General features: G+C 65.3%; 9 protein-coding genes. 5 read left to right on the top strand and 4 right to left on the bottom strand.

Going from position 1 to position 12,227, the window contains the following annotated elements:
• Window positions 1–4: 4 nt before the first annotated feature.
• Entirely contained in the window at window positions 5–2,821 is a 2,817-nt protein-coding gene (locus CBW50_RS18285; RefSeq protein ID WP_086146875.1) for a type VI secretion system Vgr family protein, read from the bottom strand.
• A gap of 193 nt (window positions 2,822–3,014) precedes the next feature.
• Between CBW50_RS18285 and tal the strand changes: the two genes are divergently transcribed.
• From tal to CBW50_RS18265, 4 genes are all read left to right on the top strand, one after another.
• The gene (tal, locus tag CBW50_RS18280; RefSeq protein WP_086146874.1) at window positions 3,015–3,950 is read left to right on the top strand and encodes a transaldolase; all 936 of its coding nucleotides are present in this window, start codon (window positions 3,015–3,017) and stop codon (window positions 3,948–3,950) included.
• Window positions 3,951–4,068: 118 nt separating this feature from the next.
• Complete coding sequence (locus tag CBW50_RS18275) at window positions 4,069–5,151, top strand: patatin-like phospholipase family protein (protein ID WP_086146873.1); 1,083 nt, start codon at window positions 4,069–4,071, stop codon at window positions 5,149–5,151.
• Window positions 5,152–5,272: 121 nt separating this feature from the next.
• A complete protein-coding gene (locus tag CBW50_RS18270) occupies window positions 5,273–6,994 on the top strand; it encodes a methyl-accepting chemotaxis protein (protein ID WP_086146872.1) in 1,722 nt (573 codons plus the stop codon).
• 129 nt (window positions 6,995–7,123) lie between these two features.
• Window positions 7,124–8,299, top strand: coding sequence for a tetratricopeptide repeat protein (locus tag CBW50_RS18265; RefSeq protein ID WP_086146871.1), 1,176 nt, complete (start codon window positions 7,124–7,126; stop codon window positions 8,297–8,299).
• Here CBW50_RS18265 and hemW read toward each other — a convergent pair.
• The 3 genes from hemW to rph form a co-directional block, all read right to left on the bottom strand.
• On the bottom strand, window positions 8,296–9,564 hold the full coding sequence (gene hemW / locus CBW50_RS18260) for a radical SAM family heme chaperone HemW (RefSeq protein WP_086146870.1): 1,269 nt from the start codon (window positions 9,562–9,564) through the stop codon (window positions 8,296–8,298). The genes CBW50_RS18265 and hemW overlap by 4 nt on opposite strands.
• Entirely contained in the window at window positions 9,561–10,145 is a 585-nt protein-coding gene (gene rdgB, locus CBW50_RS18255) for an RdgB/HAM1 family non-canonical purine NTP pyrophosphatase (RefSeq protein WP_086146869.1), read from the bottom strand. The genes hemW and rdgB overlap by 4 nt, the downstream gene beginning before the upstream one ends.
• 162 nt (window positions 10,146–10,307) lie before the next feature.
• Window positions 10,308–11,036: a ribonuclease PH gene (gene rph, locus CBW50_RS18250; protein ID WP_071322419.1), complete on the bottom strand. Its 729-nt coding sequence runs from the start codon at window positions 11,034–11,036 to the stop codon at window positions 10,308–10,310.
• 300 nt (window positions 11,037–11,336) lie between these two features.
• On the opposite strand from rph, the gene CBW50_RS18245 reads away from it, so the two are divergent.
• The gene (locus CBW50_RS18245; RefSeq protein WP_086146868.1) at window positions 11,337–12,227 is read left to right on the top strand and encodes a YicC/YloC family endoribonuclease; all 891 of its coding nucleotides are present in this window, start codon (window positions 11,337–11,339) and stop codon (window positions 12,225–12,227) included.

Raw genomic sequence — 12,227 nt, 5'->3', positions numbered from 1 at the left:
TTTTCTAGGCTGCCGTGGGTGCAACAAACGGACTACCGCTACGCAACGCGGCCAGCAGACACGCCTTGCAGACGCTCGCAGGCAGCGCCGGCAATGGATAAGCGAGCCGTGTCGGCCCGATAAAACTCTTCTTGCCCGCATGCACCGTGATCTTGCCCGGACACTGGATCGTGATATTGCCGCCTTCGATGGTGATATTCGCGCCGCCCGCCGTCGACAGGCGGATGCTTTTCGCCGCCGCCCAGTCCACATGCGCATTGGCACTGATGACGTTGACCTCTTCGCGCGCCTGCACGTTGAGCACGTCGGCCTGCGCCTGCGCGTCGATGGCGCCCTGGGCCGAGATCAGTTGCACCCCGGCATCCCCCTCGCCGGCCTTGACGGCGCCGCCCAGCACGCCGATGGCCTGGCCCGCGTGCACGCGCCACTGGCCGCCACCGGTGAACTGGGTATCCTGGCCGCTCATCATGGTGACGGTTTCGCCGCTGGCCAGTTGCATGTCTTGCCCCGCGACAACGCCCAGTCCGGCCCTGGCGGCGATCGCGATGATGGCGTCCTTTGTGTGCGGCAACTGTTCATGCATGCCGGAAACGCTGGCCAGCATCGCTTTCAAGGGCGCAGCCTGGCCATCGAGCGCGCTGGCGTTTGCTGCGCTGGCGCCGATGTGGCTGGCGTAGGCCACCGTTTGATGCGTCTTGGCGGCAGCGCTGAATGTGTCGCCCAACAGCACAGCCTGTTTCAGCAGGGCAATGCCGGCGGCGTTGTCGCCGGCCGGATCGCGTTGCGCGGCGTCGTGCCGGAGCACATAGCTGCTTACCAGCAGGCCGGCCCTGGCGCGCACCACGCCATACGCATCGGTGCGCAACTCGGCGCCGGCACCGCGCAGGCTGCCACGGTAATTGTCGGCGCCATGGATCAAGTGGCCCAGGTTCAGTTCGCTGGCCGCATGGCTGCTTTTCAGCTGGATGCGGCCCTGCTGGTCGGTGTCGTCGAACAGCAGCTGGTTGTAGCCGGCCGCGCTGCCCGCCTTGCCGAATTCCTTGCTGCGGATGCCCCATTGCGCCGCTCCATTGCGGTGCGCCGCGCTGGCGCCCGCGGCGCCATGCCACAGCGGACTGTTGCCGCCCGCCACATTGCCCTGGCCCGCGATGGCGTGGTCGTGCGCCGGCTGGAACACGCCGGCGTCGCTCTGATCGCGCGCCATGCCGCCCGGCGTGGGTACGGTGCCGCCCTCGCCCTGGCCGTTGTACAGGGCGCCGACGATGACGGGCCGGTCGATATCGTTTTCCAGGAATTGCACCAGCACTTCCTGGCCGATGCGCGGCAAAAACTGGCTGCCCATGCCGCCGCCGGCGGCGCGCTGCGCCACCCGCACCCAGCACGTTGCGCCAGTCTCTTGCTGCCAGTGAAAGCGGATGCGCACCCGGCCCAGCTTGTCGCAGTAAATTTCATCGGCGCCGCTGGCCGCGTCATTGCCATCGGCGCCGACGACGATGGCGCTCTGGCTGCCCAGGGCCGTCGGCGTGGCATGCTGGCGCGCCTCGCCGTCATCGTGCGCCGGACGCCACGGAATCGCCGCACTGATCATATCGATGCAGTTGGCGTAACCGCTGGCTTGCGCCTGGGCAATCGCAGCGGCGAAATCGGGAAACCCTGCGCCCCACGCTGCCACGGTTTCCTCCAGCAATTCCGGTATCGGGCCGAACAGTTCCGCCAGTCCTTCCAGCGCCGGCAGCGGCAGGTTGTTGACGCCGATGCTGGCCACGCGCAGCACGACATACTCGGGCGCGGCCCCGTCGGCTGGCTGCAACGGGCCTTGCGTCAGGCTAAAGCGCGTGCCGGCGCGCAGGGTGCGCACGGTCGAACGGGCTTGCCACAGCTGGGCGCGCGCTTCGTGGGCCTGCATCTGCAAGCGGGCGTAGCGCTGCGCCTGGGCGCCATTCGCATACCAGTACTGGCCCGGCGTATCGTAGCTTTCCAGCACCGGCGCGTTCTTGCCGCCAAGAATCATATTCGTCGGCACGCTGGCGGCAACCGCCTTTTTCGCCTTGTAATCGTAGCTGAGCACGCTACTCAGCCCCACCTGCAGGCTGCGCCGCGCGCGCAAGGCTTGCACGCTGTCACCCGGCTCGCCCACGCGCGCGCCATGAAAGCGCAAGCCGCCGCCTTGCGCGCTGCTGGCGTCCTCTGGCGTGGCGCAAGCCTGGCTGCTGTCGGCAAAGACGAGCAAGGTCTGACCGTCAAACCGCCAGGCCAGCCCCTCTTCCGTCAGCAGCCGACGCACGAAATCGAAATCCGACTCGCGGTACTGGCAACAATAGCTGCGTTCGCCCGCTTCCTGCATGAACGACGCCACCTCGTCGCTCCAGCGCCACAGTGCGTGCGGCGCGTAGGCCTGCAATACTTCGTCGACGATGGCCGTCACGGTTTTGTCTTGCCAGACGCGGCTGTTACGCGCCTGCGTCAGCAGCCACAGCCACGGCGTGATGCGCAGCCGGTAGCGCGCCAGTCCGCCATTGCTGCCAAGCATGGCGGCGGCGCTGATGTAGCCGGAAAAGGACGTGCGCGTGCCGTCGGCCAGGCTGACATGCAGGCTGGCAGGCTGGCCCAGCAGAGACGCCAGCGGCACATGGGCGCTGACCGACAAGGCGATGATGTCGCGCGCGCCGACTTCCTGCAGCCGATCATCGCTGGCAAAGGCCTCGACCAGCAGGCCGCTGTCCTGGTCATCCTTGCCGATGGACAATGCATACAGGCGTGTCGCGCCGTTGAAGGCGGCCAATGCGCTAACGATATCTTGTGTCAAAAGGATGCTCTTCATCTGAATGGTGGCATCGCATATTGCTTATAAAAACAATGTGCAAAATAAACAAGTTCAGCCAATTATGCGCGAGTTCTCAAAAAAGCAAGATTCAATTGAACAAGTAGTGCACAGACAAGACAATAGTGGGTCCCACCTGCGATGGATTCGGTACAATACTTCGGCAAGCCCTTTCACTCTTTCCCGTCCAGCCATGAACCAACTCGAACAACTGAAGCAATTTACTACCGTGGTGGCCGACACCGGCGACTTCCAATCGATCCAGGCCTACACGCCGCGCGACGCGACGACGAATCCTTCTCTGATCCTGAAGGCCGTGCAGAAGGATGAATACAAGCCGCTGCTGGAAAAGGCCGTGCGCGACCATCCGAACGCCTCGACCGCCGAAATCATCGACCGCCTGCTGATCGCGTTTGGCGTGGAAATCCTGCAAACCATCCCCGGCCGCGTCTCCACCGAAGTCGATGCGCGCCTGTCGTTCGACACGGAAGGTACTGTCGCCAAGGGCCGCGACCTGATCGCCCTGTATTCGAACGCCGGCATTGCCCGCGAACGCGTGCTGATCAAGATCGCCTCCACCTGGGAAGGCATCCGCGCCGCCGCCATCCTGGAAAAGGAAGGCATCCGCTGCAACATGACCCTGCTGTTCTCGCTGGCCCAGGCCATCGCCTGCGCGGAAGCCGGCGCGCAGCTGATTTCGCCCTTCGTCGGCCGCATCTATGACTGGTACAAGAAATCGACGGGCATCGACTACATGGGCGCGGAAGACCCGGGTGTGCAATCGGTTCGCCGCATCTACAATTACTACCGCAAGTTCGGCTACAAGACCGAGGTGATGGGTGCGAGCTTCCGCAATACCTCGCAAATCCTCGAACTGGCCGGCTGCGACCTGCTCACCATCAGCCCCGACCTGCTGCAAAAGCTGGCCGACAGCGATGCGCCCGTGGAGCGCAAGCTGAGCGCCGAAGCGGCGCCATCGACCAACATCGTGCAAATGTCGCTGAACGAAGAAGCCTTCCGCTTCATGATGAATGAAGACGCGATGGCGACGGAAAAACTGGCCGAAGGCATCCGCGCCTTCTGCGTCGATTCCGGCAAGCTGAAGCAGATGATCGCGGCGCTGCGTTAAGCGCCGGCTCTCCCCGCAGAAAAGCGGCGTCCGTGCAGTGCACGGCGCCGCTTTTTGCATGGCAGCGCCCTCGGGCGCAATGGCGCTACAATAAACAACCGCCACCAGCCGCCCACGCATGTTGCTTACTTCGTCCGCCATCACCATCCGCCTGGGCCGCCGCGCCCGCGCCCGCATCGCCGACAACGGCTTGCGCGCGCTCGACGTCGCCATCGTCCCAGCCGCCGCGGGCGGACCGAAAGGCCTGATCCTGCACCAGCTCGATTGCTGGCTGTTCGGCGATTTCCTGGCGCAGGCGCCGCGTCCGCGCCACTTCGTCGGCGCCTCGATCGGCGCCTGGCGCATGGCCGCCGCCGTGTTCCCCGACCCGGTCGCCGCGCAGCGCCGCCTGGTGCGCGCATACGTGGGCCAGCGCTATCCCGACAAGCCCGGGGCGGCGCACGTCAGCCGCACCTGCCGCGCCCTGCTCGACGCCGTGCTCGATGGCCAGGATGCGCAACTGCTGCAGCATGCGCAGCACAGCCTGTCGGTGCTGGCCGTGCGCGGCATCGGCGCGCTGGCGCAGCCGGGCAAGTGGCGCGACCGGCGCGGCTTCCTGCTGGCCGCCGCCGGCAATGCCGTGGCGCGCGCGCGTCTGGCCGCTTCGCTCGAACGCGCGGTATTCCATGCCGGGCCGGACGGCGCCAGCTGGCTGCGTTCGCGCTTCGACGCCTTTCATTCGCATTTCGTGCCGCTGGCGCAAGACAACCTGCGCGACGCCTTGCTGGCCTCCGGTTCCATCCCGCTGGTGCTCGATGCGGTGACGGACATCGCCGGCGCGCCGCCGGGGCGCTACTGGGACGGCGGCCTGGTCGACTATCATTTACACCTGCCCTACCAGCGCGAACCGGACCTGGTGCTGTATCCGCATTTTGCCGACCATATCGTGCCGGGCTGGCTGGACAAAGCCATGCCCTGGCGCCGCGCGCGCAGCGGCGACAGCGCATTCGACAACATGATCCTCGTCTCGCCTTCGCCCGCCTTCGTGGCCAGCCTGCCGAACGGCAAACTGCCGGACCGGCGCGACTTTCCCCATTACGGCCAGGACCACGCGGCGCGCATGCGCGACTGGCGCCGGGCCATCGCGGAAAGCGAGCGCATGGCGGCCGCCTTCGCCCGCTGGGCCGAGCAGCCGGACCTGCGCCAGGCGTTCGACCTGTAGCACGGGCGAGACTGCAACAGGCGCAAAAACAAGCGCGCTTTTCCCTCGCCTATTGGTCACTTATCAGTGCATACTATGTCGCACAGGCAATTTAATTTCCCTTTGCGCCAGGAGTCCGACCATGCACGCTCTCTCCCACCTTCGTATCGGCACGCGCCTGGCAGCAGGTTTCGCGCTGGTGCTGCTGCTCTCCGTGGCCTCCACCGCGTACGCGCTGTACAGCGCCCATGCGAATGCCGAAGCGACCCGGCAAATGATGGAAAAGCCGCTGGCCAAGGAACGTCTGGTATCAGACTGGTATGTACTCATTTATTCGGCCATCGCGCGCACCTCGATGATCGCCAGGAGTACGGATGAAACCCTGTCGAGCGTGTTTGCCGAGACCATTGCCGACAGCACCAAGCAGGGCGGCGAACTGCTGAAGCAAATCGAAACCCTGCTCGTCAGCGAGGAGGAAAAAAGCATCTTCAAGGCCTCCATCGAGGAGCGCGTCAAATACCAGGACGCCAAGACACAGGTGATGAACGCGCGCAAGGGCGGCAACGCGGCCCAGGCGGAAAGTACGTACCGCGACAGCTTTGCCCCGGCCGCCACCAGGTACCAGAACAACGTCAAGGCCCTGCTGTCGCAGCAGCGCAAGGCCATCGACGCCACGGCGCACGCCATCGAGGCGGCCAATGAACGCAGCTTCACCCTGTTGCTGCTGCTGTGCGCCCTGGTGGTGGCGCTGGGCAGCGTCTGCGCCTGGCTGATCACGCGCTCGATCACCGCGCCCTTGCAGGCGGCCGTGAAGGTGGCCGAAACGGTGGCCGACGGCGACCTGCGCACGCATTTCGGCCCGGCCGCCAGCGATGAAATTGGCGACCTGATGCGCGCCCTGCAAGGCATGAACGAGGCGCTGCGCAAGGTCGTCTCCGAGGTACAGACGGGCACCAACGCCATCGCCACGGCTTCAGGTGAAATTGCCGCCGGCAACGCCGACCTGTCGGCGCGCACGGAGCAGCAAGCCAGCTCGCTGGAAGAGACGGCCTCGTCGATGGAAGAACTGACCAGCACCGTGAAGCAGAATGCGGACAATGCACGCCAGGCCAACCAGATGGCGGTGGCCGCGTCCGGCGTGGCCGAGCGGGGCGGCAGCATCGTCAGCCAGGTGGTCGACACCATGGGCGCCATCGATACGGCGTCGACGAAAATCGTCGACATCATCGGCGTCATCGACGGCATCGCCTTCCAGACGAATATCCTGGCCCTGAACGCGGCCGTCGAAGCGGCGCGCGCCGGCGAACAGGGGCGCGGCTTTGCCGTCGTCGCCACCGAGGTGCGCAACCTGGCGCAGCGCTCGGCGGCGGCGGCGCGCGAAATCAAGGCCCTGATCGGCGACTCGGTGGAACAGGTCAACAACGGCACGCGGCTGGTGCAGCAGGCCGGCAGCACCATGGGCGAAGTGGTCGACAGCGTGCGCCGCGTCACCGACATCATGGCCGAGATCACGGCCGCCAGCGCCGAGCAAAGCATGGGCATCGACCAGGTCAACCAGGCCATCGCGCAGATGGACCAGGTGACGCAGCAAAACGCGGCCCTGGTAGAAGAAGCGGCGGCGGCCGCCGAAAGCATGCAGGATCAGGCGGGGCGTCTGGCGCAGGTGGCGGCCGGCTTCCAGCTCGAACACATGGCCGTGGCGGCGCAGCCGGCGCGTAAGGCGCGCCCGGCCGCCGTCCACCAGGCCAAACCGCAGCCCGCCCACAAACCGCTGGCCAGGCCGCAAAGCGCCGCCCCGAGCGCGCCACCGGTGCGCAAGACCCCGACGCACATCGCAAGCGACCAGGACTGGGAAGAGTTTTAAGGCGCGCAACGCCGCCGCTTGAAAGAGTTTGACAGCGGCGTGGCGCGCGCGGATACTTGTTTCAGGTGGGATGGCGCGCCACCGGCCGCTGGACAAGGGCGCCTTGCATCGTTCTGCGGGAGCACGAACATGATACGCATCAGAGAGCAATTGCGTCTGCGCCTCCTTTTCCCCCTGCTGCTGTGCACGGCCCTGGCCGCCTGCGCCACCGCGCCCTCCCCGCCGCCGCCGCCCGACCTGTTCAACGACACCAGCTTTGCCCCTCCCGCCACGCCGGTCGAGCCGCAGCAGGCATTTGCCGTCAGCGAGGCCATGCAACGCTATGTGCGCATCGACATCGCGCGCGAGGCGCGCGGCAAGAATCCGCGCCGCGCACTCGCCAACGCGCTGTACAACAAGGCCGGCCTGCAGCTGGAATACGATGCGGCCATGACGCGCACGGCGGCGCAGACCTTCGATGAGCGCAGCGGAAACTGCCTGTCGCTGGTGCTGATGACGGCCGCACTGGCCAAGGAAATGGGGCTGGAGGTACGCTATCAGACGGTGCTGGGCGAAGACAGCTGGAGCCGCAGCGGCGACATGTACTTTGTCGCCGGCCATGTCAACCTGGTGCTGGGCCGCCGAATAGCCCAGGAAAGCGGCAATTATGACGTCGACACGGAACTGCTGATCGACTTCCTGCCGCCCCAGGATCTGACAGGCCAGCGCACGCGCACGATCAGCGAGGAAACCATCCTGGCGATGTACCTCAACAACCGCGCCGCCGAAAACATGGCCGCTGGCGACCTCGTTCAGGCGTACTGGTTTGCCCGTGCCGCCATCGTGCAAGACCCCGCCTTTGCCGGCGCCTTGAACACACTGGGCATCATCCAGCTGCGCCACGGCGACCTGGAACCTGCCCGCCGTACGCTGGCCTATGCGCTGGAACGTTCGCCTTCGAACACCGTGCTGCTATCGAACATGGCACAGGCGCTCGACAGTTTGGGACGCGCGGACGAAGCGCAAGTCATGCGGCGCAAACTGCTGGCACTGCAGCCGGAGCCGCCTTTTCACTTCTTCAGTCTGGGCCAGCTGGCCATGAAAAACGCCGACTACCAGGAAGCGGTGCGCTTGTTCAAGCGCGAAATCGCGCGCGATCCGTACTACCACGAATTCCACTTCTGGCTGGCGCAAGCCTATGCGCGCATGGGCCAGCTGGCGCAGGCGGGCCAGCAGCTGCAGCTGGCCATGGATAACAGCACCACGCGCAGCGACCACTCGCTATATGCGGCCAAGCTGCAGCGGCTGCGCGCCGCCACGCATTAATCTTCCAGGAACATCTGCTGCAGGTCGTTCAGGAAGCACAGTCCCCGTTCCGTCGGGCGGATGAGCTGGTGGTCGCGGTACAGCAGGCCCTTGGCTTCGGCCGCGTCGAGCGGCTTGTCGATGGCGTTGATGGCCAGCCCCGTGCGCTCGGCGAACAGGTTGGGCGAAAAACCCTGCGTCAGGCGCAGCGTGTTAAGCATGAACTCGAAGCCCATTTCCTCGCGCGCCAGCTCGCGCTCTTCCTGCACGGGATTGCCGGCCAATACCGCGTCCATGTAGGCGCGCGGCTGCTTGTAGCGGGCCTGGCGCAGCACGCGGTGCGGAAACGAGATTTTCGAATGCGCGCCCGCGCCGATGCCGATATAGTCGCCAAACTCCCAGTAATTGCGGTTGTGGCGCGCCTGGCGGCCCGGCTGCGCGTAGGCCGACACTTCGTAGCGGCCGTAGCCCGCCTGCGTCGCGCGCGCAGCCACCATGTCGGCGATGTCGGCGCTCTCGTCGTCGTCCGGCAGCACCGGCGGATACTTGGCGAACAGCGTATTGGGCTCCAGGGTCAGGTGGTACAGCGACAGGTGCGGCGGCGCGAACGACAGCGCCGTTTCCAGGTCCTGCTGCGCCTCGTCCAGGGTCTGCGTGGGCAGCGCGTACATCAGGTCGAGGTTGAAATTGTCGAAGTTGGCGTGCGCGATCTCCACCGCGCGGCGCGCCTCGTTGTCGTCATGGATGCGCCCCAGCGCCTGCAGATGGCGCCCATTGAAGCTCTGGATGCCGATCGACAGGCGGTTGATGCCGCTGGCCCGGTAGGACTTGAATTTCTCGGCCTCGAAGGTGCCCGGATTGGCCTCCATGGTGATTTCGCAATCGGGTTCCAGTGGCAGCAGGGTGCGCACGTCCGACATCAGCCGGTCCAGCCCCGCCGCCGACATCAGGCTCGGCGTGCCGCCGCCGATGAAGATGGTGTGGATCTTGCGGCCCCAGATCAGCGGCAGCGCCATTTCCAGGTCCAGCCGCAGGGCCGCCAGGTATTCGGCTTCCGGCAAGTCGCTGCGCACTTCGTGCGAATTGAAGTCGCAATACGGGCATTTTTTCACGCACCACGGAAAGTGAATGTACAGCGACAGCGGTGGCAGGGCCGTCAGGTTCAGCGCGCCCGGCTGCAGGTATTTCAGGGCTGCCCCGGCCGCGCCGGAAATGCCTTCCTGCGGCGCCGGGGCGGCGCCGGGCTTGGCTGCAGATTTGGCGCCCACCAGTTTGATCGGGATCATCGCAGCTTTTCCACCAGCGCGCGCAGGGCCTGGCCACGGTGCGACAGCGCGTTCTTTTCGTCGGACGTCAGTTCGGCCGCGCACTTGCCCAGCGCGGGAATATAGAAATGCGGATCGTAGCCGAAGCCGCCGTTGCCGCGCGGCAAGGCGATCATCTCGCCATTCCAGCGGCCGTCGGCGATCACCGGCTGCGGGTCGTCCGCATGGCGCACGTACACCAGCACGCAGTAGTAGTACGCGGACTTGTCGGCATGCGCTTCCAGGTCGGCGATCAGCTTGGCGCTGTTGGCGGCATCCGACTTCGGCTCGCCCGCATAGCGGGCCGAGTACACGCCGGGCGCGCCGCCGAGCGCATTGACGCACACGCCGGAATCGTCGGCCAGGGCCGGCAAGCCCGTCAGGCGAGACGCGTGGCGCGCCTTTTGCAGGGCGTTTTCGACGAAGGTGTGGAACGGTTCGTCGCTTTCCGGGACGTCGTACTCGCCCTGGGCGTGCACGGAAAAACCGATGGTCGAGAGCAGCTCGTTGAATTCCTTGAGCTTGCCGGCGTTGTTTGATGCGAGGATCAGGGCTTGGGTCATTGACAATATCCGGTTGAACGGCCACCCGTTCGGCGGCGTAAAGTGCCGATATTGTAAACCTTTTGCGCGCCCCTCACCTCGCCCTGCCGCCGCCGCGAAAAGCGGCAGCTGTGGGTTTTTTGCCCGGCGCGGCGGGCAATGACACGTAAATCTATGTAAAGATCAAATGCCGAGGGCTTGCTTCTGCAGGGCGATCAGGTCGGCGATGCCGCCCTGCGCCAGGTCCAGCAGGCGGTTCATGCCGGCGCGGTCGAAGGCGGCGCCTTCAGCCGTGCCCTGCACTTCGATGAAGTGGCCCGCTTCCGTCATCACCACGTTCATGTCCGTGTCGCAGCCCGAGTCTTCCACGTAGTCAAGGTCCAGCACCGGCATGCCCTGGTAGACGCCCACCGAAATGGCGGCGACGAAGCTTTTCACGGGGATGGCGGCGATGGCGCCGCGCGCCTGCAGCTGGGCAAACGCGTCATACGCGGCCACCATGGCGCCCGTGATGGACGCCGTGCGCGTGCCGCCGTCGGCCTGGATCACGTCGCAATCGAGGTGCAAGGTGCGCTCGCCGAAGGCTTGCAGGTCGAAGGCGGCGCGCAGCGAGCGGCCGATCAGGCGCTGGATTTCCTGCGTGCGGCCGGATTGCTTGCCGCGCGCCGCTTCACGGTCCATGCGCGTATGCGTCGAGCGGGGCAGCATGCCGTACTCGGCCGTCAGCCAGCCCTGTCCCTTGCCCTTCAGAAAGCCTGGCACCTTGTCTTCGATGCTGGCGGTGCAGATGACCTTGGTGTCGCCGCACTCGATCAGCACCGAGCCTTCGGCATGCTTGGTGTACTGGCGGGTGATGCGGATGGCGCGCAGCGCGTCGACGGCGCGGCCGCTCGGGCGGGATTCAAATGTCATGGGAGGTCCTGTGTGATTGGGGTTGCGGCAGCGATTTTACCACCGCGTGCCCGTCTATTTGCAGTCATGCAACAGCGCAGGGCGCAATGGCAGTGCCGCGCACATGATCCCTACAATCCTGCCCCGCCATACACAATTTTCTTTACAATGCCGTAAAACGCACACTATTCAGCAATTTTCAGGCCATCATGCGATCTGGCACTGTTTTACGATGCGGGCGGTATTGCCTGCGCTGGCTGATTAAGTGTATAAGTGACTGTATACAAGACCAAATCGGGGAATCCTTTGAGCATTTCAAGCATGACAGGCTACGCGGTTGCCACCAGCGAAGGTGCTGCAGGCACGCTGACAATTGAAATCAAGAGCGTCAATTCGCGCTTTCTCGACCTGCAATTCCGCATCAATGACGACTTGCGGGCGCTGGAGCCTGACTTGCGCGCCGCCGTCATGTCCGCCATCACACGAGGCAAGGTGGAAGTCCGCCTGAGCTTTGGCCGCAAGGCCGCCACCGCCGGCACGCAGGCGCTGAACCTGCCCTTGCTGGCCGAGTTGGCGCGCCTGCAAACGGAAGTGAGCCACCATTTCGTCTCCGCCCCCGTCATGACGGTGGCCGAACTGCTGCGCTGGCCTGGCGTCATTGAGGAAGCGCAAGTGGGACAGGAGTCGTTGCAGGCGGACGTGGGCGCGCTGACCAAGCGCACCGTGGCCGCCTTCGTCGACAGCCGCAAGCGCGAAGGCGCGGCGCTCGAAGCGGTGCTGCTGTCGCGCATCGAGGCGATGGAAGCCATCGTCAAGCGCATCACGCCGCTGATCCCGCAAGTGGTGGCGGCCTTCCAGCAAAAAGCCATCGAACGCATGCAGGACGCGCTGGGCCTGGCCAGCCAGGGCTCGAATTCGGCCCTGTCGCGCCAGGACGCCATGGAGCGCATCCGCCAGGAAGTGATCTTGTACGGCATCCGCATCGACGTGTCGGAAGAACTGGCGCGCCTGTCGGCCCACCTGGGCGAAACGCGTCACATTCTCACCAAGGGCGGCCAAGTGGGCAAGCGCCTGGACTTCATGATGCAGGAACTCAACCGCGAAGCCAACACGCTGGGCGCCAAGGCGTCCGTGAAGGAACTGGCCGACGCGTCGATGGACTTGAAGCTGCTGATCGAGCAGATGCGCGAACAGGTACAGAACCTGGAGTAA

Source organism: Janthinobacterium sp. GW458P (assembly GCF_002127585.1).
Taxonomy (GTDB): domain Bacteria; phylum Pseudomonadota; class Gammaproteobacteria; order Burkholderiales; family Burkholderiaceae_D; genus Janthinobacterium.
This window is presented reverse-complemented; position numbering and strand designations above follow the sequence as displayed.